The sequence below is a fragment of the Thermotoga sp. SG1 genome (genome assembly GCF_002865985.1).
Lineage (GTDB): Bacteria > Thermotogota > Thermotogae > Thermotogales > Thermotogaceae > Thermotoga.
Window position 1 is genome coordinate 412,519 of record NZ_LNDD01000001.1, and the last position, 25,544, is coordinate 438,062.

Below are 25,544 nucleotides of genomic sequence, written 5' to 3' on the forward strand. Positions count from 1 at the left end.
ATAATTATATCATCAAATTTCTGGAGTCTTCAATATATACGTTTCTTATATAATGTCTATCACAGGAAATTTCTGACAAGTTTTATGGCGTCGTGAGGACACACTTCGTGGCAGACATAACACCTTATGCACTTGTGATAGTCGATTTTCTGGGAGAAGATGTCAATCGCTGAGGCGGGGCATCTCTCCTCACACAGACGGCACTTCATGCATTTGTTTGTATCTATCCTAGGGTACTTCACGAAGAATCTTGAAAAAGTTCTGGAAAGTCTGTCGAGTGTGGAGACAGTAGAAGGGAGTTCTATGGTGGACTGAAAGTGGCCGACTACCTCATAGTCAGGAACCAGTTTCCTTCTTCTTGAATGTTTCACGGTGTACACAAGATGATCAATTCCCAGTGCCTTGCAGACGGCATCATCGAGTGCAAAAGCGTTCTTTGAAACACCCACAATGCCAAAGAATCTCTTTTTACCGTTCGTTGGCCCATTTCCTTCCATGCCTTCAACTCCATCGAGTATCGTAAGGACCGGCGAGACGATGCGGTGAATGTCTATCAGGAGATTTGCAAAATCGTCATAGTTTTTCGCTCTCATGTGCCAAGAGGACTTTTCAAGTCCCACCACGCATCCGAAAGTGTTTTTCACACCGAGGGTCATCACCATTTGAGAGTGGGTCTTGAGCTTTGGAAGATTTACCACTTTGTCTGCTTCCAGCATTTTCCTTGAGATCTTTATCTTCTGGAATATTTCGCCGTTCACTTCCACAGGATCGTCCAGAGGAACACATGGAACCTTCAGTTCTGCGCAGACATCCTCAACACCCGTGACTTTTATCACCCTTTTGAAACTGCTGAAGGCGGGGCTGTCTCCCACGAAGGGCTCTGTTCCAAGATCGATCAGAAACTCAAGCACACCTTTTAGAATGAGAGGATGTGTGGTGACGGCTTCTTCTGGTTTTCTTGCGGAGATGAGGTTTGGTTTGACAAACACGCGATCTCCCGGAGAGAAAAGGTCTGAGAAATGCTTGCTAAGAAGATCTTTGAGTTTCGAGTATGCATCTTCGTAGTTTTCTGTTCTCAGGAACCAGACTTTTTCCAGAGGATTTCCCTCCCGTCTCTTATGCTCTCAATTCCCGGTGGAATATTCAAACTTTCTTCCTTCAGGATCTCTCTAATGAGATCTCTGGGTAGAGCCGTCTCTATCCATATCTCGGAGATATCCACATCTTTCAAATCCCGAACAGCTATTCTCTGTAGAGCTTTTTCAATACCTTTTATATATTTCTCTTTGTCCAAATTCCATCACCTACCCAAAACAAAGGGGGCAAGCGCCCCCCAATTTTATCTGTATCGAATGTGACTCAGAAGTTGATCTCAAAGTTGGCTCCCACAGGAACGGCTATCACACTGTTTTTGCCATAGATCCTCATTTCGACACCAGCGCCGAATCCTACAACAAAGTCCTCAAAATACCTTGTGTAATTTGCGCTAGCTCCAAAAACCCATCCAAATTTGTCAAAAGCAAATTCATTCATTGGCCAGCTGGCACCGCCGAAGCCTCTTATGACGATCTTGGACTCCCTGTCGAGTTCGACGGAGTACTTGAAAACAGCAAAAAGATCAAGGGCATTTTGGCTGGGTGTACTATCCACCGAAAGAAGAGGAGTTGCTTCAGGTTTGAGAAGCCAGGCAAAACCCAGACCAAGACCGAGATCCAGATTTTCTGCCACAGGATAAGTGAGATCGAGGCCGAAATCCAAATAACTAGCAGCAGAAGCCTCAACGGTTGTTGGAGTGGAAGAAACATTAACAGCAAAGTTGTAGTTTCCAAAAACTGTGACCTTCAGATCCTCCATCGAGAAGGCAAACACACCAGCTGCGATCACTGCTAGGAAAACCACAAGAAGCTTTTTCATGCTGTCTCCCTCCCTGTAATAGATTTTTCACGTTCAATTATAGCACACGAAAGTGGTAAAATATCAAGTCAGAGGTGGTGAGATTGAGTCCGGAAAAATTTCTGCTGAGATACGCAGGAAAATACTGGTACCTTTTTTTTGTGGGAACCGTTCTGTCACTTGTCCTCACGGTACTGGAAATTCTTCCACCCCGTCTCATGAAAACGGCGATCGATACCTTCCTGACAGGAAAGGACCTATCGGCCGCTGAACGTTTTCAGGGAATCGTTACGACCGCTTTCATCATACTGGGAATAAGAGGGCTTTCCTTTCTCTTTGGGTTCGCCAGCACTTACGTAACAGGATACGCCGGTGCAAAGATCGTTCTTCTTATGAGAAGGGATGTGTTTTCTCACGTCGTTTCTCTTCCATACTCTTTCTTCACGAAGGTACCTTCTGGCGTTGTCACCACCAGAATCGTCAACGATACTCAGAACATACAGGAGTTTTTCTCTTCTGTCGTCACGAGTGTGATCATGGATGTTCTTCTGCTCGGGGCTGTGATTTTTTCTCTCGTCCAGATCAGCAAGGAACTTTTTGGTCATGTTTACTATCTTCTCCCAATTATAGCCATTTCGATTCTGCTTTTTAGATACTTCGACAGAAGGGCTTACAGAAAAGTCAGAACCAATCTTGCCCGTCTCAACGCCTTTCTGGCAGAACACATAGCGGGTGTGAACATCATAAAGATCCTGAATCTCGAAAAACACAAAGAAGAAGAGTTCTCTCACGTTTCGGAGGCTTATTACAGATCCCTGATGGAGCAACTTTATGTCTTTGGAATCTTCAGACCTCTCATGGACTTCCTCTATTTTCTGGGAGTCAGTCTGGTCATATGGTACGGTGCCAGATACATCGCAGATCGTACCCTGGGTTTTGGGGCCCTTTATGCTTTCGTTTCTTACCTTGACATGTTCTTCAGGCCGCTCAGGGATCTCTCTGAAAAGTACGATATAATACAGAATTCCATGGCATCCTCTGAGAAGATCCTGAACCTTCTAAAGGAGGAGAGGGAAACAGAGGGAAACCCAAATGGTCCTGATCGGATTTCAAAAGGGTATCTTCGTTTTGAAAACGTCTGGTTCTCTTACGATGGTGAAAACTGGATCTTGAAGGACATTGATCTGGAGTTCCATCCTGGAAAACTCTACGCTATCGTTGGAGAAACGGGTGCAGGGAAGTCCACCCTGATGAGCTTGATAAATGGTCTCTACATTCCTCAGAAGGGAAGAATCCTCATCGATGAAATACCCCTGCTTGCGTACAATCTGAAAGTTGCCAGAAGACAGATCGCTGCGGTTCCTCAGGATGTGATGCTTTTCAGTGGAACGATACTGGATAACATCAAGCTTTTCGATGAGAGAATATCAGAAAAAGAGGTCTTAAGGGCTCTGGAAAAGGTACACGCAATGGATATAATCGAAAGGTTACCGGGGGGAATTCATTACGAGATCGTGGAGAGGGGGACCACTCTATCGGCTGGAGAAAGACAGCTCATAGCCCTTGCACGAGCGGTGTTGTTCGATGCAAAGATCTTTATCCTGGATGAAGCCACAAGCAACGTGGACGTGATAACGGAGATGAAGATTCAAGAATCCCTGAAAGAACTCTCAAAAGAAAGAACAGTGATTATGATAGCCCACAGACTCTCAACCGTAAGGGACGCAGACGAGATAGTGGTGATTCATGATGGCAGAGCAGTGGAAAAAGGGACTCATTCCGAATTGCTCGGAAGAAAAGGTGTGTATTACAGGCTCTATCGGATCCAGTTTGAAAACGTCTGAGGAGGGAAACGAGATGGAAAGAGCAGACAGGGCGATGGAACTGGCCATGAAAAAAGGAGCGGATGCCTTTCTGATCGTGAACGTTGAAAACTCCTCGAGGGCTTCTTCAATATACTTTTCTGGTTTCACGGGGTCCTTTTCCATCATTCTGATCTCTGAAAGCGCAAGACTCCTCATCACCGATCCGAGATACACCAGTCAGGCCAAGCAGGAAACGGATTTTGAAGTCCGGGAGGTAAGAGACGGTGATTTCATCGGAGTTTTGAAAAACGTGATAAAGGATCTCAACATAAAGGTGATCGCCCTTGAGGAAGAAAGACTTTCCCTTTCCATGTTCAGAAAGCTCTCAACCGCCCTTGGAAAGAGAAAGTTCATCGGTCTTGATGAAGAGGTGAAAAACCTGAGGATGATCAAAGACGAAAAAGAGATCGGAAGGATCAAGCAGGCGATAGAGATATCTGAGAGGGCCTTCCTCGAGACGATCCAGCAGATAAGAGCAGGAATGACGGAAAAGGAAATAGCCGCACTTCTCGAGTACACGATGAAGAAAGAAGGGGCAGAAAAAACGGCTTTCGACTCCATCGTGGCTTCAGGGTGGCGTTCTGCTCTGCCTCATGGAAAGCCAACTGAAAAGGTCGTTGAAAGAGGAGACGTGATCGTCATCGACTTTGGAGCAGTTTACGAGAACTACTGTGCTGATATCACACGCGTCGTCTGCATAGGCGAACCCTCTGATCGAGTGAAAGAGATACACGGAATCGTTCTCGAGGCTCAGGAGAGAGCCCTGAAGAACGCAAAAGCGGGACTGACAGGGAAACAACTCGACTCGTTCGCAAGAGAGTTCATCGTTGAGAAGGGATATGGAGAGTTCTTCGGACACAGTCTGGGACATGGAATAGGTCTGGAGGTCCATGAAGGACCGGCGGTGAGTTTCAGAAACGAGTCTTCCCTTCCCGAGAACGCGGTCGTCACCATAGAGCCCGGAATCTATCTGGAAGGAGAGTTCGGCATAAGAATAGAGGAAGATGTGGTTCTGAAGGAGCAGGGATGCGAAATCCTCACCACTCTACCGAGATCTATATTCGTTGTTTGAGTTCCATCAGTAGTTCCCGCACGGTCTTTTTCAAAACGGGATGAACGAGGTCCGGGGCTATTTCGCTCAGGGGTTCCAGAACGAAAAGTCTGTTGTGAGCATCGGGATGCGGTATGGTCAGTCCCTCTTCGTTCACGACGAGATCTTCATAGAACACGATATCGAGGTCGATCACCCTGGGTCCCCATTTGATCGTTCTGACCCTTCCCATTTCTCTTTCTATCTCAAGAAGAGTGTTCAAAAGCGCTCGAGGTGAAAGATCCGTTTCCACGAGGCACACGGCGTTCAGGAACTTTGGCTGATCGGTGTATCCATAGGGTTCTGTTTCAACGAACGAGGAGAGTTTTTCGATGGACATACCGCGTTCTTTCATCTTCACAAGGGCTGTTTTCAAGTTCAACTCCCTGTCTCCCAGATTGCTTCCCAGTGCTATCACCACTTTCGCCAGAGTATCGCCTCCAGCATTTTTACGACTCTTTTGTTCGGTAGTACATCGTGTACCCTGAGGATGTCAACACCTTTCATTGTGCAGTAAGCGGTAACGGCGAGAGTACCTTCTAATCTTTCTTCCGGTGGAACGTTTCCCAGTGTGATGCCTATAAAAGATTTTCTTGAAGCACCGATGAGCAAAGGAAGGCCAAATTCTTTGAATTCGTCTATCCTGTGTAGAATTTCAAGGTTGTCCTCGTATCTTTTGCCGAATCCAATACCTGGGTCCAGTACGATCTGGTCTACACCCTTCTCTTTGAGGTGGTCTATTTTTTTCTGGAAATACTCCTTTATCTCTTTCACAACGTCTTCGTAGAAGGGATTCTCCTGCATTGTTTTTGGGGTTCCTTTTATGTGCATGAGAATGTATGGAGCTTTGTTTTCACTTGCCACTCTCACTATATCAGGCTCGAACTGGTATCCACTGATGTCGTTGATGATATCTGCTCCAGCTTCGAGTGCTTTCATCGCTACCCTCCATCTGTAAGTATCTACCGAGATTGGTACATCGGTTATAGATCTGATCGCTTTTACCACCGGAATAACCCTTTTCATTTCTTCTTCCTCGTCAACAGGTTCTGAGCCGGGGCGAGTGGACATTCCTCCAACGTCTATTATGTCGACTCCTTCTTCCACCATCTTCTTTGCCGCCTCAACGGCTTCCAACACACTCTGTTTCCTTGAACCTGCGTAGAAGGAATCTGGTGTAACGTTTATTATACCCATGATCAGAGTTCTGTCGAATACAAGTTCTCTCTCCCAAGGAGTCGTGTACACCACGTTCATCAACCCTCCAGAACGAAATCTCCTTTCTCCACACAGGCAAATGCGTTGTGATTGTGTATGCTCTCCATGCTTTCTACGTAAACTCTGTACCAGGCAATTCTGGTGTCTTTCTCCAAATCGAGGGCAACGTCTCTTGCTACATCTTCTACGAACCTTGGATTCTCGTAGGCTTTTTCTGTGACGAACTTCTCATCAATTCTTTTAAGAAGGGTGTACAAAGGGGAACTTGCATTCCTTTCTGCTATTTCGACGAGATCTTCGAACCATATGAACTTTCTCGTCTTCACATGTATTCCAACGAACGCTCTTTGATTGTGAGCACCGTAGTCGCTGATCTCTTTCGAACATGGACACAGTGTATGTACAGGAACTCTTACTCCTATTTTGAAGGAAAAATCCTCATCTTTTTCCGCTTCGACAAAACACTCTATGCTCAGAGGGGATCTCTTTTTAGAGACGGGCGATTCTTTCCAAACGAAATAAGGGAAATGAATCTCCAAGTGTGCTCTTTTCGCTTCCATGATCTCTATGAGATCGTCTAAAATCTCTTCAAAGACGTCAGGGGTGATAGTCTCCAGTTTGTTCAAAACTTCTATGAACCTACTCATGTGTATTCCCCTTTTTTCTCGGTGAAGATCCACGGAACAAGTTATCTTCGCAACCGTTGGTTGGTATCCATCGTTTTTGAGAAGCACCTTGAGGGGCCAGCTCAGATCCTTTATCCCCACTTTCTTCAAAGGTACCATTCTCGGATCCTTTTCGTTCTGAACGTCTTTCAAACTTCTTCACCCCTGTACACAACACCGCTTGTCTCCGTTTCCCAAAGTTCTATTTCGTGTAATCTGATACTAGTTTTTTCAAAAGCCTTTGAAAGTTCCTGCCAAATCCATATCGCCACTCTTTCAGTGGTGGGTTGTTCGAACATCTCGTTGAGATAGGCATGATCCATTTTTGACAACACACTTTCTTCGACAATTCTTTTCAGTTCTGCAAAATCGATAACCATGTCTTCTTCGTTCAGTGGACCTTCAACTTTTACAATGAGTTTGTAGGTGTGACCGTGGAGTCTTTCACACTTTCCATGATATCTGGTCAGGTTGTGAGCCGCTTCAAAAGAGAATTTTTTCACTAGAATCATGTTTTTCACCCCTGCTAGAGAACGTAGTCTCCAAACCTTTCAACGACTCTGTCCAGAAAAGACCTTATCTCTTGCCTCAGCTTTTTTCCAATTTCCATGTCTTCAAAATTCAGATCTTTCACTGTTGATATAAGGATTTCAAAGGCTTCTTTGTCCAGTTTTCCCTCTTTCACTTCGTCTCGGATGATGCCCATGGCTTCTTCTACATCCATTGCGGGACGATAGGGCCGTTTTTCCATGAGAGCACTGAACACGTCTGCCACCTGTAAGATTTTGTCATCAAGACTCATCTCTTCTCCTTTCAATTTGAAGGGATATCCAGAACCATCGATCCTTTCGTGGTGTCTTACAGCGGGCAGAAACCATTCTTTCTTGTTCACAGGAAGAAGTATGAGATAGGAAAAGTACACGTGTTTTCTCATCACCTGAAACTCTTCCTCATCCAGTTTCGTTGGTTTTTCCAGAATCCTGTAGTTCACACTGATTTTTCCTATGTCATGGTACAGCCCCGCTCTGAAGAGGCTTTCGGCATCTTTTCCGGCTGCTTTTCCCATTTCCCTTGCGATGTTTGCAACCCTCCACGTGTGCTCGCTGGTGAACTCGCTCTTGGCATCTATTATGAAAGAAACGATCTTTCCAAACTGAGTCATATCTTCCGCAGTGCATTCCGGACAGTTCGTCACGTATTCTTGAAGGAAATCAACCATGGATTCGGTGAGGATGTACTCAAGTTGCCACTGGGTGAATTCTTTCAGAAGGGTTTCGCGGCAGGCTTCAAAAACTTCCGGGAAGAAAAAACTCTTCATTTCTTCAAGAGGAACCAGTATCTCTTTTGGTTCGGTATCGTGGTTGATCATCACGTATCTTGAGACCTGATCTGATATAAAAATTACATTTGCAAGTATATCCTCCTCCTTAGATGGATCCAGATAAAACGCAGGAAAGTGGTGCTTCAAAACGATAGGAGACAGAGGCTTGAGTTTTTCCACATAGTCCGTTATGAAACTGCCCAGTATGGAGTGAAGATGCAGAGGTTTTCCGGGGGTGTCCTTCACAATGATGAAAGTGCTGTCCATATCGTCCAAAATGGTCTTTTCACCATCGTATGGGAGGATCAGACCAAGATCGTGAAGCAAGCCAGAGAGGAGAGCAGTTGAGGCGTTCAGATTCAGTTTTTCGGCGATTTGAAAGGCAAGAAAGGCAACCTGAAAAGCATGTTTTCCCAGGGGTGGTATGGTCTTGAGTAAATTGAAGAGGACCTTTATCATTCTCCGACACCTCGATTAAATTTTAACATGTCCAGTATTCTCTTGGGGAGAAGGTCTCTGTTTTTTTCGTTCAACTCAAAGATGATAACATCTTCTTTGCTTTTGATCTTTTCCACAAACGGATCGCTTGATTTTTTAATCGTTGCAACGAGATCTTTTTCGCTGTTGAAAGCCTTCTCAACAACCCTTTTGAATCTTTCGGAGAGAAGTTCCATTTTACCTATCTCGTCTATGATTACAACACTCTTTTCTTCAAGCGCCCTTTCCACCGAATCGACTCCCAGTTCTTCCAGATCTTTCAGGTTCACTCCGTACTTTCCTACCCGGTGCTGAGAGGGAAATCCCACCTTTGCAAGGATTCCCTCTCTTCCATCGAGGGTGACTATTTTGAAGCCAATCCTTTTTCCCTTCTCTCTCATCTCTTCAGTGTAGAAGCCTCCTGCGTTCTGCAGGAGGCGTGAGATCTTTTTGATGAGTGTGGTCTTTCCAACACCTGGCCTTCCGGTGATCAGGATCTTCATTTCAGTTCCAGACTGTTTAGAATACTCTCAAACACACTCTCCAGTCTCTTGAAATCTTCTTCAGGGGCATAAAAACTCATGTAGAGATACTGCCCTTCTTTCTCTGGAAACTGTACAATCCAGAAAAGAAAGTTCCTTCCCGTTTCGTAATCGGGCATGGAGCTTTCTATGAAGTTGACCTCGTAATTTGATGTTTTGAGGGTTCCTCCATTCTCGAGGGGTTCGGTTTCATAGTGGATTTCCGCGAAAGTCAAGTTAGCGATGTCGAATATGAAATAGTGAATACCTTCGGAGAGTTCGTAGTAGGTGTAACTTGGTACATCCACTCTGAAGGTATCCGTTTCGATGGTTTTCATCGAAATATCCCTGGAGAGTTTGAAAGACCCTTCTGCCGTTTTTTCACCATCGATGTAGAGCATCACTTTCCAGTTTCCAAGGTCGTTTTCACCAAGACTATCTGCTGGTATCCAGCCCCACACGCTGTCGTAGTAATCGTACCCTGTTTCAACTGCCGGAGCAACTATGTAGTAAACGGTTTCTCTCAGACTTCCACTGGGATCGTACCATTCCCACTTGAATATGTGGGAATTTTCAAAGGGATCTGCGTTGCTCCACATGACGATTCTTTTGTCAAAGAGGGTGAACGTGTCGTCGGTGGCGAAGGGAGTGTTTTCGTAGACGCTTCTACAGAAAAGAGATTCGATGAGGGAGACAGTCTCTTCGGGAAAGTGCTTTATTTCGCCAGAAGTGTTTTCAAAAACAACGGAAGTACCATCCGTTATGGAAAACGGGTCTTCCACATCGGAGAACAAAAGATTCAGCTTGCCATTTTCAACTCTACCACTGAAGACACCGTCCCAGAAATTTGAAGGCCCCAACGTTCCTAATGAATCCACCTTCTTCCACCAGCCGAAGATGTTGTTTTCGATCATGATCCCTTCTATCACTCTTTCTCCGAGGAATCCTTCAATGTGGTTTCTACTCTGGAAAATCTCGAGGGTATCGTTTGATGATTTCCAGTTGCTGAAACTGACGTGTTCGCTCACATTAACGGAAGAAAGAATCCTTTCCAGGCTCTGTAGATCTTCTTCTGGAGGATTTCCAGCCATGAAACTCCAGATGGCGAGATCCTTCATTCCCATTGGAAACACCCTGACATCGAAGACAAGATTTGTTCCTTCAAACCTGTAATAACGACCTTTGAAATCGTTCCAAGAGACTTCTTTCTGATCGACAAGGGACGCATCCTGAGAAAGACCCGAAATCAAAGACTCTTCAACACCGACGTCGTAGATGAAAAACACACCAACACCCTGTGTGAGAGTCTGACCGTCACTGGTTCCTTTGAATACACCTTCTGAGTTCAAACCCAGCGAAGGAGTCTTCTGCCAGTCCGATGGCTGCTGCCACGTGATCGGACCGAAACTTTCCGTAACCCATCCTTCCTGGGAAAATACAAAAGCCGTCAGAAAAACCATACTGATCAAAAGAAATTTTCGCACAGTAAAACCTCCTCATGTGAGTTGACAACACTATTAAACCACTTTTTATTTCAAATTACAAGCCACTTTAACCAATTCGTACTCTCTTGTTCCAAGACCTATTTCTTCTGCGTATTCGAGCTGGGTTTTCCAGGTGACGTTCGGATGGACCTCGAGGAAAGGATCTTTCCCTGTCTTTTGGAGCACAAGATCCATACATGCTTGGTCCAGGGCAACAGGGTCCGTGCTCACCGCGATACCGATGTCTGGTGCTACAGGAGGCTTGTTCATGTTCCAGCAGTCACAGTCCGGAGAGATGTTCATGATGAAGGAAATGAAGATTGCCTTCTTGTCTTTCAAAACAGCCTTTGCATATTCGGCCATCTTTTTGCTGAGAGAGTCCGTTGAACTGTCCCACCTCGGCGACATGGCACCGTAAGAACACATGGCTATACACTGACCACACCCGATACACTTATCGTAGTCTATCCTTGCAACGTTTGTAACGGTGATGGCACCAACCGGACAGAATCTCGCACACGTTCCACAGGCAACGCACTTTTCTTCCACAACGTACGGTTTCGAATCGGAGTGCTGTTCCATCTTTCCTGCCCTTGAAGCGCTTCCCATTCCGACGTTCTTTATCGTGCCTCCAAACCCGGTTGCCTCATGTCCTTTGAAGTGTGTCACCGCGACTATCACATCAGCCAGAGCGATCGCAGCTCCTATTTTTGCTTCTTTCACATATTTCCCATCGATTCGAACCTTCACCTCATCGGTTCCTCTCAAACCGTCCGCGATGATAACAGGAGCTCCCGTTACTTCGTATGTGAAACCGTTCAAATAAGCGTTTATCAGGTGATCAACGGCGTTCGATCTGTGGCCGGTATAGAGTGTGTTCGCATCGGTGAGGAAGGGTTTGCCCCCGTGTTTTTTAATCTGATCGACGATCACTTTCACGTACTGAGGTCTGATGAAGGCAAGGTTTCCATACTCACCGAAGTGCAACTTCACAGCCACAAACTTTCCTTTTTCAATAATTTTCTCCAGTTCCACTTTCTTCAAAAGAAGTTCTAACTTTTGAAGCATGTTCATGTTCGGGTTTGTCGTCATGTCGGTGAAGTACACCTTTGCCGGCATGTTTATACCTCCTTCTTCAGGAATCAAAAAGAGAGCCCGGATGGGCTCTCTTGGTATTGTATTTCCATTTAAATTCTACCACAACTATCTACTTTGCTCAAACAACCACTCTATGACCTGTTGATTTTCATAAGTTGGTGCCCATGACCAGTGGGGATCCCAGCCGTGAGATTCCATGAATCCTTTTTCGTATTCGGTGTATCTAACGTTTCCACCTATCTCTGAAAGCTTTTTTACCAGTGTGCGTGAATTTTCTACCGGTACAATAGGGTCATCTTCCGCATGAAACACCCAGACGGGAATGTCTTTTATCTTCTCAACCTTGCCGATATCTCCCCCGCCACATATTGGTATTGCGGCTGCGAGAAGGTCAGGGAAGTTCATGATGGCACTCCAGGTACCGTATCCTCCCATGGAAAGACCCGCGATGTAAATTCGATTTTCATCTATGTTGTATTCCTCAAGAAGTTTTTTGATGATTTTTATGACAGCAAGAAGGGGCTTTTCCGGGTTGAACGGATTTGCCCTATCGGTGAACAAGGTGGACCAGCTGCTGTTTGGTGGACACTGTGGAGCAAGAACAAAGCTTGGATGTATCACCTGGTACCTCGGTTGTGCCCAGACAATGGCACCACGATTTCCAGCAAGTTGCAAGTAGTTGTCAGTTCCTCTCTCACCTGCTCCGTGCAGGAAGACCACTAGGGGGTATTTCTTGTCTGATTTTGCCTCTGGAACAAAGAGTCTGTAGGGTATTTCAATTGCTGTTTCTGGATCTTTGAAGGTGAAAGAAAGAAAGTCGTCGATGATAAGGTGTTTTTCTCCTGTCTGCTCTGCCGTAAATGGTTCCACTTCGTTTCCGTTCACATCCACAATAGGAACAAGTTGTGAAACGATGTGGTTCAGTTTCACACGAGTGTTGAGAAATGTTTCTGTGGGCACCAGAGTACCTGCATTTGGATCCTCGGGTGAGAGTTCCAGGATCACAAACTTTCCTCGATTGCTGAAGATGCTGAATGAAATATCACCGGTGTTGTTTGCGTACACCTTTGTGATCGTTCTTGAAGAGTACGTATCACCCGTTTTTACCTTCACCGAGAACTGATCCACTGAGAGCTTCCACCCATCGATCTCGACAGGATATTCGATTACAACGGCATAGACTTTCTCACCTTCGGGGAAGACCTTTGTGATAAGAGTAATCTTCATAATTACCCCTCCTTTGTTTCAAATCAATGATATCATTCGTTGAATGATCTTCCGGAGATGAAGTCAGTTGTAACTCAAAGAAAACATGAGAATTCAAATGATAATTCCAAATAATTCTCCGTATTTTCCTATAAATACTCAAAATGGTCATTAATTGTGTTTGTATTTTCTGATACTTAGCACTATAATTTCTTTCTGAGGAAGATAGTTCTATACGGAGAGGTGTTTTTCATGAAGCGCTTTGTGGGTTTACTTTTGATGGTAGTTCTTCTTTCAGCAGTTGTAACAGCATCACAACTTGAAATTTTCAGTTGGTGGACAGCCGGGGGAGAAGCTGAAGCATTGGAAGCGCTCATAAAAGTTTTCAACAAGTACTACCCAGATGTTGAGGTTATAAACGCAACCGTTGCGGGTGGGGCCGGGACAAATGCCAAGGCAGTGTTGAAGACCAGAATGCTTGGTGGCAATCCTCCTGACTCTTTCCAAGTTCATGCGGGAATGGAACTCATCGATACATACGTTATACCAGGATACATGACTCCCATAACTGACCTTCTCGAAGAATGGGGTGTCATAGACAAATTCCCCAAAGGTATCCTTGAGATGTGCAGTTACAATGGTGAAATATACTCCATTCCAGTTAACGTTCACAGAGGAAATGTTGTGTTTTACAACAAGAAAATCGCGGAAGAGGTCTATATTTTCCTTGGCAAATATTTCATAAGAGGACTACTTGCCGGTTCAGTCAAGGGATGAATGAAAGGAGGAAACTTGACTTGCACAAAAAGCTCAATCCCAGATCCATGAAACAGGAAAACAAAAAAATGGTTTTGAGATACCTCATAGAGAGCGGTCCACATAGCAGGGTAGAGATCGCAAAAAAGACGGGGCTTGCACAGAGTGCGATATGGAGAATTGTCGAAGAGTTGATGAACGAAGACTTAATAGAGGAAAAAGGAGTGGCCACAGGACGACGTAGAAGAGCAACAACCTATGGTCCAACAAGATCATTCATCACATCTGTCATATACAACGTAGAGGTACTTGAAACCCTCGTTGCGGTTGGTTTCTTAGATGGTGCCTGGAGAATAGTTGAAAGATTTCCAACTCCAAAGGATTTCGAAGAATTCAAGCAGAGAGTGTTTACTTCCTATGAGAATATACTCAAAAGCCACACCTTAAACGAAAAAATTTCAAAGGTAGTTTTCTCTCTTCCAGGAATTGTGAATACCGAGAAAAAAACTTTGATCCACGCACCGAATATTGGCTGGCGGGATATTGATTTTCAAAAGGAGTTTGAAGAATTGGATCTTGAAATGCTGGTAGAGAACGATTCAAATCTTTCTCTTCTTGCCGAGGAGTTTTTTTCCCAGGATGTAAAAAGTTCCAGTGTTTCATTCTTTCTCTATTTTGGTGAAGGTATCGGCGGTGCGATTTCGGTGAATGGAAGTATCGTCAGGGGGAAGAACTTCGCTGCTGGTGAAATAGGGCACGTTGTTCTGGACATCTCCAGTAACAAAGAAGTGGAAGATTTTCTCTCCATATCGAAGCTTGTCGCTGAAGTGGAAAAGAAGGTGAATCTACAAGGTGAGTTCCTCGACGAGAAATTTCGTCATATCAAAAGATTGTGGTTTTCCGGAGAAGAGCGCGTGAGAAAGATCATGGAAGATTATCTTCGCTGTGTGGCAGTTGTTTTGAAAAACGTTATCTACTTTTTGAACCCGGGCGTGATCGTTCTTGGAGGGGTTGTAAACGATCTGTGGGAAACGTTTGGTTCTTTTATAAAGAAAGAGATTGAAAAGATAGCAGATAAAGAGATTTCCGACGTTCTCATAAGAGATACGATTTTCAAAGAAGTAGCACCATCTCTTGTTGGTGGAAATGTACTGGTGATAGAGGAATTTTTGAAAAATGTAGGTTAACTCACTTTATCTTAAGGGAGGTGTTTTTATGAAGAAGTTCCTGGTATTTTTACTGGTCCTCGTTGCTCTATCCAGTTTGATGGCGCAAGTCTCTCTGCCACGCGAAGATACCGTTTACGTCGGTGGTGCTATCTGGGGGCCTGCCACAACCTGGAACCTTTATGCACCGCAGTCCACATGGGGTACTGATCAGTTCATGTACCTTCCGGCTTTCCAGTACGACCTCGGAAGAGACGCCTGGATACCCGTTATCGCAGAAAAGTACGAATTTGTGGACGACAAAACACTGAGAATCTACATCAGGCCTGAAGCAAGATGGAGTGACGGTGTATCGATCACAGCAGAAGATTTTGTCTATGCGCTGGAATTGACAAAAGAACTCGGCATAGGACCCGGTGGAGGATGGGACACTTACATTGAATACGTTAAAGCTGTTGACACCAAAGTAGTTGAGTTCAAGGCAAAAGAAGAAAATCTCAACTACTTCCAGTTTCTTGCTTACTCTCTTGGAGCCCAGCCGATGCCGAAGCATGTCTACGAAAGAGTCAGAACGCAGATGAACATAAAAGACTGGATCAACGACAAGCCCGAAGAGCAGGTTGTTTCCGGACCCTACAAACTCTACTATTATGATCCGAATATAGTCGTTTACCAGAGAGTTGACAATTGGTGGGGCAAAGATATCTTTGGACTTCCAAGACCGAAGTATATCGCTCACGTCATCTACAAAGACAATCCGAGTGCAAGTCTTGCGTTTGAAAGAGGAGACATCGACTGGAACGGTCTCTTCATTCCGAGCGTGTGGGAGCTCTGGGAAAAGAAAGGACTTCCAGTTGGAACATGGTACAGCAAGGAACCGTACTTCATTCCTGACGGTGTCGGATTTGTGTACGTGAACAACACCAAGCCGGGCCTCAGTGATCCTGCTGTGAGAAAAGCAATTGCTTACGCCATTCCGTACAACGAAATGCTCAAGAAAGCGTACTTCGGATATGGAAGCCAGGCTCATCCATCCATGGTGATCGATCTGTTTGAACCGTACAAACAATACATAGACTATGACCTCGCAAGGAAGACCTTCGAAACAGAGGATGGTAGAATACCGTTCAATCTCGAAATGGCAAGCAAGATCCTGGACGAAGCAGGATACAAGAAAGGACCAGACGGTGTGAGGGTAGGACCAGATGGAACAAAGCTTGGCCCCTACACGATCTCTGTTCCGTACGGATGGACAGACTGGATGATGATGTGCGAAATGATAGCAAAGAACCTGAGAAGCATCGGTATCGATGTGAAAACAGAGTTCCCGGACTACTCCGTCTGGGCAGACAGGATGACCAAAGGAACGTTCGATCTCATCATTTCCTGGAGCGTTGGACCGAGCTTTGATCATCCATTCAACATCTACAGATTCGTGCTCGACAAGAGGCTTTCTGCTCCCGTTGGAGAAGTTACCTGGGCTGGAGATTGGGAAAGGTACGATAATGATGAGGTTCTGAAACTTCTTGACACAGCAGTTTCTACCCTCGATCCTGAGACGAGAAAACAGGCTTACTTCAAGATCCAGCAGATCATCTACAGGGACATGCCGAGCGTGCCAGCATTCTACACGGCCCACTGGTACGAGTACTCGACTAAGTACTGGATCAACTGGCCGAACGAAAGCAATCCAGTCTGGTTCAGGCCATCTCCATGGCACGCAGACACCTGGCCGACTCTGTTTGTGATCTCCAAAAAGAGCGATCCACAACCTGTTCCATCCTGGCTTGGAACGGTCGATGAGGGAGGAATAGAAATACCCACTGCAAAGATCTTCGAAGACCTTCAAAAGGCAGCCATGTGATCTTCCCCCGGCCCTTCGGGGCCGGGTTTTCACAAAAATCGAGCGGGGAGTGAGAATTGAATGGGATCCAAGTCTATGTTCAAGTACCTTCTAAGGCGTTTCATATTCCTCCTGATCACTTACATAGTCGCAACAACAATCGTTTTCATACTTCCAAGAGCCATACCTGGGAACCCTCTCTCTCAGATTCTTTCCAACTTATCAAGAGTGGCTCAGGCAAATCCAGAAGCCATAAGGGCAGCTGAAAAAACACTAATGGAAGAGTTTGGGCTCGGAAAGCCCTGGTATGTTCAATACTTTGAATTCATAACCAAGGCACTTCGAGGAGATCTTGGAACATCTATTACTTTCTATCCGAGGAAAGTGATCGACCTTATCATACCGGTTATTCCATGGACGCTTGTTCTTCTCCTCCCAGCAACAATTGTTGCGTGGATTTTGGGGAACAGTCTCGGTGCTTTGGCGGCTTACAGAAGAAATACCTGGATAGATAAAGGGGTACTCACAGCATCCCTCATTGTTTCCCAGATTCCATACTACTGGCTTGGAATGATATTCATATTCTTCTTTGGTGTGAGACTTGGATGGCTTCCTGTTCAGGGAGCATATTCTCAAGGAACAATACCAAATCTCAGTTGGGCGTTTTTCATAGATGTTTTGAAACATTACATCATGCCATTTGCGTCCATCGTTGTTTCTGCAATGGGTGGCTGGGCGATAGGTATGAGACTCATGGTTATCTATGAACTTGGAAGCGATTATGCGATGTTTTCTGAGTATATCGGGATGAAAGATAAAAGAATTTTCAGATACGTGTTCAGGAACTCACTTCTTCCGCAGATCACGGGACTTGCTTTGAGCTTAGGAGGAGTTTTGGGAGGAGCGTTGATCACTGAAATCGTGTTCAATTACCCCGGAACGGGGTATCTATTGTTTAGAGCGTTAACAACACTCGATTATCCATTGATACAGGGGATTTTTGTAATACTGATAGCGTCCATTTACCTTGCTAACTTTGTAGTCGATTTTGTCTATGCTTTGATAGATCCAAGAATAAGACTGGGACAGGAGGCATGAGATATGTTCTTGACGATGGTAAAACCGCTTTTTAAGAACAAAAAGTTCATAATAGGCTTTTCCATTTTTCTGTTCTTTCTGTTTCTTGGAATACTGGGTCCGGTTTTTTACAAGGTCGATCCCACTGAGATGACATGGGATTACGAACAACCTCCATCCTCTGCGCATCCACTTGGAACAGACACGTACGGAAGAGATGTCCTTGCACAGCTGTTCCATGGAATTCGATCATCTCTCTACATTGGTTTTCTTTCCGCCATCATCTCGCTCGTAATAGGAACGGTCATAGGTAGTCTCTCAGCGGTAAAAAGAGGGATAGTGGATGACGCATTGATGGCAATAACAAATATCGTGCTCACAACACCTTCCATACTTATAGCAATACTCATAGCTAGTTATCTGAAAGTACGAAGTATGGAGATGGTCGCTGTTATTCTCGGACTTTTCCAGTGGCCATGGTTTGCAAGGGCCATAAGAGCCCAGCTCATGAGTGTGATGTCGAGGGAGTACGTTTACCTCTCCATAATGGCAGGCTACTCTGATCTCAGACTTGTGATAGAGGACCTCATACCCACCATAGCAACGTACGCTTTCATGTCGTTTGTTCTGTTCATAAACGGAGGAATCATGGGAGAAGCTGGCTTGAGTTTGATCGGGCTTGGTCCAACCCAAGGAATTTCTCTTGGAATCATGCTTCAGTGGGCAGTTCTTATGGAAGCAGTGAGGAGGGGGCTTTGGTGGTGGTTCGTACCGCCGGGATTGGCCATTGTGGCAGTTACCGCTTCTTTGCTTGTGATCAGCACAGCAATGGATGAGGTCTTCAATCCACGCTTGAGGGAGGAGTGAAGATGAAAGAAGTGCTTCTCAAAGCCGAGAATGTGAGAGCTTACTATAAATTGGAGAAAGCCTCTGTCAAGGCCGTAGATGGGGTGTCTTTTGAAATACTGGAAGATGAGGTCATAGGAGTTGTCGGAGAGTCTGGTTGTGGTAAGACAACTCTTTCAAACGTAATCTTCATGAACATGGTGAAACCTTTGACGCTTGTTGAAGGAAAGATCTTCCTTCGAGTGAATGGAAAATTCGAAGAAATTTCTTCGATGACGAGAGACGAAGTGAAAAGGAGATTTTGGGGAAAGGAAATCACGATCATTCCTCAAGCAGCAATGAACGCACTGATGCCAACGATCAGAATGGAAAAGTATGTAAGACATCTTGCCGAATCTCACGGCATAGATGAGCACGATCTTCTCGAGAGAACAAAACGAAGGTTCGAGGAAGTTGGATTGAAACCCATGTGGCTTAAAAGGTACCCGTTTGAACTCAGTGGAGGAATGAGGCAAAGGGCTGTGATCGCAATCGCAACTATTCTGAACCCAAGCCTTCTCATAGCAGATGAGCCAACTTCTGCCCTGGATGTTGTCAATCAGAAAGTCCTCCTGAAAGTTCTGATGCAAATGAAAAGGCAAGGAATTGTGAAAAGTATAATATTCATCACGCACGATATAGCGACTGTAAGGCAGATCGCAGACAGGATGATCATCATGTACGCTGGAAAGATAGTGGAATTCTCTCCGGTAGAGTCTATACTGGAGAAACCGCTTCACCCTTACACACAGGGGCTCTTCAATTCCGTTTTAACACCAGAGCCAGAGATTAAAAAGAGAGGAATCACAACTATTCCCGGAGCACCGCCGAATCTTATAAACCCACCTTCGGGATGCAGATTTCATCCAAGATGTCCGCATGTGATGGATATATGTAGAGAAAAGGAACCACCCTTGATGGAAATAGAACCTTCACGTAAAGTAGCATGCTGGCTTTACACGGAGGAGAGAGTATGAGCAGACTAGAGGTAAAGAATCTTACGAAGATCTTTTCTCTTGGATTCTTTTCAAAACGTCGTGTAGAAGCGGTGAAAAACGTCTCTTTTGAGGTAAAAGAAAAGGAAATAGTGTCCCTTGTGGGTGAGAGTGGGTCTGGAAAAACGACAACCGCAAAGATGATCTTGAGACTCCTTCCTCCCACATCTGGAGAGATACTGTTCGAGGGAAAAGACATCTGGAGGGATCTCAAAGACAGGGAATCTCTCGTTGAATTTAGAAGAAAGGTTCACGCTGTGTTTCAAGATCCATTCGCGAGTTACAACCCTTTCTATCCGGTCGAAAGAACTCTCTGGCAAGCGATAAATCTTCTGGAGAACAAGCCTTCCAACAAAAAAGAAGCCCTTGAACTCATAAAAGAATCTCTCTTCAGAGTGGGAATAGACCCCAAAGATGTTCTAGGTAAGTACCCCCATCAAATATCCGGTGGTCAGAAACAGAGGATCATGATTGCAAGATGCTGGATCTTGAGGCCTCTTCTGATCGTTGCAGACGAACCAACTTCCATGATAGACGCATCTTCCAGAGGGGGTATCATAAAGCTTCTCGAAGAGCTCAGAGAGGAACAGGGAACTTCTATAATATTCATCACCCACGATCTTGGGCTTGCTTACTACGTTTCTGACAACATATTCGTTATGAAAGACGGCGAAATCGTGGAAAGAGGCCATCCAGACAAAGTGGTGCTGGAACCTTCTCATGATTACACGAAAGTGCTCGTGGGCAGTATACCGAAACTCTACAGGAAACTGGAGGACCTGTGATGTTCACCCGGGCTGTAATAACACTCTTTTCCTGGGCGCTCGTTCTTGAAGTTATCGTTCTTGTGTACTACCTCTGGCGTGGATTTAGACCTGTGGAGTTCTATCTTGATTTTGGACTCCTTGCTTTCACAGTACCTTTTTTGGTATTCCTAGCGGTCAGGGAAAAAAAGAGGAGGGATGAAGATGGAAAAGGTGAATGAACTCTTGTCTCAGCTCACTCTGGAGGAAAAAGTGAAGCTTGTAGTGGGGGTAGGACTTCCTGGACTGTTCGGAAATCCTCATTCTAGAGTGGCGGGCGCTGCCGGAGAGACACATCCTGTTCCAAGGCTTGGGATTCCCGCTTTTGTTCTAGCAGATGGTCCGGCTGGTCTTAGAATAAACCCCACAAGGGAAAACGACGATAATACATACTACACAACAGCTTTTCCCGTTGAAATCATGCTCGCTTCTACCTGGAATAAAGAGCTTCTCGAAGAAGTGGGAAAGGCAATGGGGGAAGAGGTGAGAGAGTACGGTGTGGACGTGCTCCTTGCTCCTGCGATGAATATACACAGAAATCCCCTTTGTGGAAGGAACTTTGAATACTATTCAGAAGATCCCGTTCTTTCTGGGGAAATGGCTTCTTCTTTTGTGAAAGGTGTTCAGTCGCAGGGGGTTGGGGCTTGTATAAAACACTTTGTGGCGAACAATCAGGAGACAAACAGAATGGTTGTGGATACAATCGTATCCGAGCGTGCTCTCAGAGAGATATATCTTAGAGGGTTCGAAATCGCTGTGAAAAAGGCAAAACCCTGGAGCGTGATGAGTGCTTACAACAAACTCAATGGAAAGCACTGTTCTCAAAACGAATGGCTCTTGAAAAAGGTGCTCAGGGAAGAATGGGGATTTGATGGTTTTGTGATGAGCGACTGGTACGCAGGAGACAACCCGGTGGAACAACTCAAATCAGGCAACGACCTCATCATGCCTGGAAAGACCTATCAGGTGAACACAGAACGAAGAGACGAAATAGAAGAGATCATGGAAGCTTTGAGAGAAGGAAAACTCAGCGAGGAAGTTCTCGATGAATGCGTGAGAAACATCCTGAAGGTCCTTGTGAACGCTCCTTCTTTCAAAAAATACAGATACTCCAACAAGCCCGATCTTGAAAAAAACGCAAAGGTTGCCTATGAAGCAGGTGCAGAAGGTGTTGTCCTTTTGAAAAACGAAGAGGCTCTGCCTCTTTCTGAAGACTCGAAGATAGCCCTCTTTGGAACAGGCCAGATCGAAACGATAAAAGGTGGAACGGGAAGCGGTGATACTCATCCAAGGTACGCTATTTCCATTCTTGAAGGGATAAAAGAAAGGGGTTTGGATTTCGACGAAGAACTCGCAAAAACTTATGAAGAGTACGTGGAAAGAATGAGAAAAACAGAAGAGTACAAACCAAGAACAGACTCCTGGGGAACGATCATAAAACCAAAACTTCCGGAAAACTTCCTTTCGGAGAAGGAAATACACAAACTGGCGAAAAAGAACGACGTGGCGGTCATCGTGATCAGCAGGATTTCCGGTGAAGGCTACGACAGAAAACCGGTGAAAGGGGACTTTTACCTTTCCGATGATGAAATGGATCTCATAAAAACTGTCTCCAAGGAATTTCATGAGCAAGGCAAGAAAGTAGTTGTCCTTCTCAACATAGGAAGTCCCATAGAAGTTGTTAGCTGGAGAGATTTGGTAGATGGAATTCTTCTTGTGTGGCAGGCAGGACAGGAAACTGGTAGAATCATTGCCGACGTTCTCAACGGTAGGATCAACCCATCTGGAAAACTTCCAACAACATTTCCAAAGGATTACTCAGACGTACCATCCTGGACCTTTCCCGGAGAGCCAAAAGACAATCCTCAGAAAGTGATCTACGAAGAGGACATCTACGTAGGATACAGATACTACGACACCTTTGGAGTAGAACCGGCGTACGAATTCGGTTACGGCCTTTCTTACACGACCTTTGAGTACAGCGATTTGAACGTTTCGTTCGACGGTGAAACACTCAGGGTTCAATACAGAATAGCAAACACTGGCGATCGTGCGGGAAAGGAAATCTCGCAGGTTTACATCAAGGCACCAAAAGGAAAAATAGATAAACCCTTCCAGGAACTCAAGGCTTTTCACAAAACCAGACTTTTGAATCCTGGAGAATCTGAAGAAGTAGTGCTTGAAGTACCCGTCAGAGATCTTGCAAGTTTCGATGGGAAAGAATGGGTTGTTGAGGCGGGAGAGTACGAAGTCAGAGTCGGTGCGTCTTCGAGGGACATAAGGTTGAAGGGAACTTTCTTGGTGGAGGAAGAGAAGATATTTGAACCATGAAGAGGGGGGAGTAAGATGCGTAAATTCATCCTGGTTTTCTTGATTTTCCCCGTTTTCATTTTCGCTCAAAACCTCTTGAGAAACTCTTCCTTCGATGAACCAGTTTTCATCGCCGGTGTTGACATTGAAGCACCTGCTCCGGATGGTACCATAAACACCCGAGGTAACTGGATATTCTTCACAAATTCAAATGGAGAAGGAACTGTGCGAGTAGAAAATGGTGTTCTCGTGGTTGAAGTAGCAAACGGAGGAGACCACACCTGGTCTGTTCAAGTTATTCAGGCCCCTATACGTGTTGAAAAACTCCACAAGTACAGAGTTTCTTTCAAGGCAAAATCGTCCATTCAAAGAAACATAGGGGTGAAAATAGGAGGAACGGCAGAAAGGGGTTGGGCAGCTTACAATCCTGGTACAGACGAGTCAGGTGGAATAGTTATTGAACTGGGAACGGATTGGCAGACATACGAGTTCGAGTTTGTCATGAGGCAGGAAACAGACGAAAACGCTCGTTTTGAGTTTCAGCTTGGAAGATCGACAGGTACAGTCTGGATAGACGATGTGGTGATGGAAGACGTGGGGGTACTCGAAGTCAGTGGTGAGGAGAACGAGATCTACACCGAGGAGGATGAAGACAAAGTGGAAGACTGGCAACTTGTCTGGAGTCAGGAATTCGATGTTGGAGGCATCGATCCGAACGTGTGGAACTTTGAAATAGGAAACGGTCATGCAAAAGGAATCCCTGGGTGGGGGAATGGTGAGCTCGAATATTACACAGACAAAAACGCGTTCATCGAAAACGGCTGTCTTGTGATCGAGGCAAGAAAAGAGCAAGTATCCGATGAATACGGAACCTACGATTACACATCTGCAAGGATGACCACCGAAGGGAAATTCGAAATAAAGTACGGAAAGATCGAGATAAGGGCAAAACTTCCAAAAGGACAAGGTATCTGGCCAGCCCTCTGGATGCTTGGAAACAACATCAGTGAAGTTGGATGGCCCACCTGTGGTGAGATAGACATCATGGAAATGTTGGGGCATGATACCAGAACCGTTTATGGAACAGCGCACGGGCCTGGATATTCTGGTGGTGCGAGTATAGGTGTTGCTTATCATCTTCCAGAAGGGGTACCGGATTTCTCCGATGATTTCCATGTTTTTTCCATTGAATGGGATGAAGATGAAGTGGAATGGTACGTAGATGGTCAACTGTATCATGTTCTCAGCAAGGACGAACTTGCTGAACTCGGACTCGAATGGGTCTTCGATCATCCGTTCTTCCTCATACTGAACGTTGCGGTAGGAGGTTACTGGCCGGGCTATCCAGATGAGACCACACAGTTCCCACAGAGAATGTACATCGATTACATTAGGGTCTACGAAGATGTGAATCCAGAAACGATCACAGGAGAAGTGGACGATTGTGAGTACGAGCAGGCTCAAGAGCAAACAGGTCCTGAAGTGACATACGAGCAGATAAACAACGGCACGTTCGATGAGCCGATAGTGAACGATCAGGCCAACAATCCGGACGAATGGTTCATATGGCAGGCTGGCGATTACGGGATCAGTGGTGCCAGAGTTTCCGACTATGGTGTCACAAACGGCTATGCGTACATCACAATAGCTGACTCTGGAACAGATACCTGGCACATACAGTTCAACCAGTGGATAGGACTCTATAGAGGAAAGACCTACACCATCTCTTTCAAAGCGAAGGCAGACACACCAAGACCGATAAACGTGAAGATCCTACAGAATCACGATCCATGGATCAACTACTTTGCGCAGACGGTCAATCTCACAACGGAATGGCAGACTTTTACCTTCACCTATACACATCCAAGTGACGCAGATGAAGTCGTTCAGATCAGTTTCGAACTTGGAAAAGAAGCTCCAACCACGATTTACTTTGACGACGTTTCAGTGACTCCTCAATGATTTCCCCCCGGCGGTAACGCCGGGGCTTTTAAACTGAATCAAAAAGGGGAGATTGAGAGTGAACATAAGAGTAAGAATCATCTTCGTAATGATCGTTGTTCTCCTGTCCTTTGTTTTGAGTGCCATTTTGATTCAAAAAAACACATCGAACCTTCTTGTGAACAACGCAAGAGAGTACATGGAGAAGTCCGTGGTATCTCTTTCAAAATATATCTCTCAAAAGTTGAACGAGGTTCAAAAGAGCTTGAGGACTCTCCTTGGCAGTTCCCTCATAGGCGGTTATACGATTGCGTCAAACCTTCAATCTGTTCTTCAGGGGGCTACTGATACAGCTTCTTTGGGCCTTGTTCTCGATGAAATGAGCGAATCTGCTTATCTTGTCTTGCCTGAAAAGGTAGAAGAAAAGAACTATTCAGAATACGAGAAATATCTCAAACTCTTGAAAGAGGCTAACCAGACATCACTTGTTTTGGCAGAGAAGATCGGTGAAAGCCCGATTTTACTCTTCATGGAAGGTATTACCACTTTTGGAACAGAGCCATCAGGATTGATTGCTTTAGGTGTTTCCCTTGCAGAAGATTCCACTCTTTGGCGCACTATAGTAGAAGAGGGGAAAGCGAGCAAAAGCGGCTACGGCATACTCGTGTTGGGGGATGGGAAAGTACTGATTCACAAAGACATGGGAAACTTCATGAAAGACGTGAAAGAACTTGGGGAATTCGAGAAAGCGTTCAATGAAGCAAAGAGTGGAGGAGAAAGGTACGTAGAGTACGAATACGACGGAGAGAAGAAATACACAGTTTGGGCAAAAGTACCTGGATACGACTTTTACATCTTCTCGACAGGATACCTGAGCGAACTACTTTCAGAAGGAAGGAAAGCGACCTTTGGAACGATAGTGACGTACGT

General features: G+C 45.2%; 24 protein-coding genes and 1 pseudogene. 13 read left to right on the forward strand and 12 right to left on the reverse strand.

All coding sequences use genetic code 11. The features are described 5' to 3' along the window. Positions 1–59: 59 nt before the first annotated feature. The 3 genes from AS006_RS02020 to AS006_RS02030 form a co-directional block, all read right to left on the reverse strand. Entirely contained in the window at positions 60–989 is a 930-nt protein-coding gene (locus tag AS006_RS02020) for a DUF362 domain-containing protein (RefSeq protein WP_101512698.1), read from the reverse strand. Positions 990–1,075: 86 nt separating this feature from the next. Continuing rightward, positions 1,076–1,294 (reverse strand): hypothetical protein, encoded by a 219-nt coding sequence (locus tag AS006_RS02025; protein WP_101512699.1) that lies wholly within the window; start codon positions 1,292–1,294, stop codon positions 1,076–1,078. Positions 1,295–1,359: 65 nt separating this feature from the next. Next, positions 1,360–1,914: a hypothetical protein gene (locus tag AS006_RS02030; protein ID WP_101512700.1), complete on the reverse strand. Its 555-nt coding sequence runs from the start codon at positions 1,912–1,914 to the stop codon at positions 1,360–1,362. 83 nt (positions 1,915–1,997) lie between these two features. Between AS006_RS02030 and AS006_RS02035 the strand changes: the two genes are divergently transcribed. After that, positions 1,998–3,737 (forward strand): ABC transporter ATP-binding protein, encoded by a 1,740-nt coding sequence (locus AS006_RS02035; RefSeq protein WP_199167287.1) that lies wholly within the window; start codon positions 1,998–2,000, stop codon positions 3,735–3,737. Between the two features lie 13 nt (positions 3,738–3,750). Beyond that, entirely contained in the window at positions 3,751–4,830 is a 1,080-nt protein-coding gene (locus tag AS006_RS02040; protein ID WP_101512702.1) for an aminopeptidase P family protein, read from the forward strand. Here AS006_RS02040 and folK read toward each other — a convergent pair. The 9 genes from folK to AS006_RS02085 form a co-directional block, all read right to left on the reverse strand. After that, positions 4,814–5,269 carry a 2-amino-4-hydroxy-6-hydroxymethyldihydropteridine diphosphokinase gene (folK, locus tag AS006_RS02045; protein ID WP_233185589.1) on the reverse strand — a complete coding sequence of 152 codons (456 nt, stop codon included), beginning with the start codon at positions 5,267–5,269 and terminating at the stop codon, positions 4,814–4,816. The two genes, AS006_RS02040 and folK, sit on opposite strands and share 17 nt — an antisense overlap. After that, positions 5,263–6,099: a dihydropteroate synthase gene (gene folP / locus AS006_RS02050; RefSeq protein WP_101512740.1), complete on the reverse strand. Its 837-nt coding sequence runs from the start codon at positions 6,097–6,099 to the stop codon at positions 5,263–5,265. The genes folK and folP overlap by 7 nt, the downstream gene beginning before the upstream one ends. 5 nt (positions 6,100–6,104) lie before the next feature. Next, positions 6,105–6,884 (reverse strand): GTP cyclohydrolase FolE2, encoded by a 780-nt coding sequence (folE2, locus tag AS006_RS02055; protein ID WP_101512704.1) that lies wholly within the window; start codon positions 6,882–6,884, stop codon positions 6,105–6,107. Continuing rightward, positions 6,881–7,243 (reverse strand): 6-carboxytetrahydropterin synthase QueD, encoded by a 363-nt coding sequence (queD, locus tag AS006_RS02060; RefSeq protein ID WP_101512705.1) that lies wholly within the window; start codon positions 7,241–7,243, stop codon positions 6,881–6,883. The genes folE2 and queD overlap by 4 nt, the downstream gene beginning before the upstream one ends. A gap of 14 nt (positions 7,244–7,257) precedes the next feature. After that, on the reverse strand, positions 7,258–8,511 hold the full coding sequence (locus AS006_RS02065) for an HD-GYP domain-containing protein (protein WP_101512706.1): 1,254 nt from the start codon (positions 8,509–8,511) through the stop codon (positions 7,258–7,260). Beyond that, positions 8,508–9,032 (reverse strand): NTPase, encoded by a 525-nt coding sequence (locus AS006_RS02070; protein WP_101512707.1) that lies wholly within the window; start codon positions 9,030–9,032, stop codon positions 8,508–8,510. The genes AS006_RS02065 and AS006_RS02070 overlap by 4 nt, the downstream gene beginning before the upstream one ends. Next, a complete protein-coding gene (locus AS006_RS02075) occupies positions 9,029–10,534 on the reverse strand; it encodes a hypothetical protein (RefSeq protein WP_101512708.1) in 1,506 nt (501 codons plus the stop codon). The genes AS006_RS02070 and AS006_RS02075 overlap by 4 nt, the downstream gene beginning before the upstream one ends. 45 nt (positions 10,535–10,579) lie before the next feature. Further along, a complete protein-coding gene (locus AS006_RS02080; RefSeq protein WP_101512709.1) occupies positions 10,580–11,653 on the reverse strand; it encodes a DUF362 domain-containing protein in 1,074 nt (357 codons plus the stop codon). Between the two features lie 84 nt (positions 11,654–11,737). Next, positions 11,738–12,859, reverse strand: a complete 1,122-nt coding sequence (locus AS006_RS02085) for a prolyl oligopeptidase family serine peptidase (protein WP_101512710.1) — start codon at positions 12,857–12,859, stop codon at positions 11,738–11,740. A 231-nt stretch (positions 12,860–13,090) separates the two neighbouring features. Between AS006_RS02085 and AS006_RS02090 the strand changes: the two genes are divergently transcribed. The 11 genes and pseudogenes from AS006_RS02090 to AS006_RS02140 form a co-directional block, all read left to right on the forward strand. Further along, positions 13,091–13,615, forward strand: coding sequence for an ABC transporter substrate-binding protein (locus AS006_RS02090; RefSeq protein WP_233185590.1), 525 nt, complete (start codon positions 13,091–13,093; stop codon positions 13,613–13,615). A gap of 20 nt (positions 13,616–13,635) precedes the next feature. Continuing rightward, entirely contained in the window at positions 13,636–14,781 is a 1,146-nt protein-coding gene (locus AS006_RS02095) for an ROK family transcriptional regulator (protein WP_101512711.1), read from the forward strand. A gap of 28 nt (positions 14,782–14,809) precedes the next feature. Further along, on the forward strand, positions 14,810–16,624 hold the full coding sequence (locus AS006_RS02100; protein WP_101512712.1) for an ABC transporter substrate-binding protein: 1,815 nt from the start codon (positions 14,810–14,812) through the stop codon (positions 16,622–16,624). 60 nt (positions 16,625–16,684) lie between these two features. Next, the gene (locus tag AS006_RS02105) at positions 16,685–17,701 is read left to right on the forward strand and encodes an ABC transporter permease (protein WP_101512713.1); all 1,017 of its coding nucleotides are present in this window, start codon (positions 16,685–16,687) and stop codon (positions 17,699–17,701) included. A 3-nt stretch (positions 17,702–17,704) separates the two neighbouring features. After that, positions 17,705–18,547 (forward strand): ABC transporter permease, encoded by an 843-nt coding sequence (locus AS006_RS02110; protein ID WP_101512714.1) that lies wholly within the window; start codon positions 17,705–17,707, stop codon positions 18,545–18,547. A gap of 2 nt (positions 18,548–18,549) precedes the next feature. Continuing rightward, positions 18,550–19,542 carry an ABC transporter ATP-binding protein gene (locus AS006_RS02115; protein WP_101512715.1) on the forward strand — a complete coding sequence of 331 codons (993 nt, stop codon included), beginning with the start codon at positions 18,550–18,552 and terminating at the stop codon, positions 19,540–19,542. After that, positions 19,539–20,345: an ABC transporter ATP-binding protein gene (locus AS006_RS02120; protein WP_101512716.1), complete on the forward strand. Its 807-nt coding sequence runs from the start codon at positions 19,539–19,541 to the stop codon at positions 20,343–20,345. Before AS006_RS02115 ends, AS006_RS02120 begins: the two co-directional genes overlap by 4 nt. Continuing rightward, positions 20,345–20,545, forward strand: coding sequence for a hypothetical protein (locus tag AS006_RS02125; RefSeq protein ID WP_101512717.1), 201 nt, complete (start codon positions 20,345–20,347; stop codon positions 20,543–20,545). Before AS006_RS02120 ends, AS006_RS02125 begins: the two co-directional genes overlap by 1 nt. Beyond that, positions 20,529–22,694, forward strand: a complete 2,166-nt coding sequence (locus AS006_RS02130) for a glycoside hydrolase family 3 protein (protein ID WP_101512718.1) — start codon at positions 20,529–20,531, stop codon at positions 22,692–22,694. The genes AS006_RS02125 and AS006_RS02130 overlap by 17 nt, the downstream gene beginning before the upstream one ends. A 15-nt stretch (positions 22,695–22,709) precedes the next feature. After that, positions 22,710–24,635, forward strand: a complete 1,926-nt coding sequence (locus AS006_RS02135; protein ID WP_101512719.1) for a carbohydrate binding domain-containing protein — start codon at positions 22,710–22,712, stop codon at positions 24,633–24,635. 58 nt (positions 24,636–24,693) lie between these two features. Further along, a pseudogene (locus tag AS006_RS02140) lies at positions 24,694–25,544 on the forward strand (methyl-accepting chemotaxis protein); the annotation flags it as partial.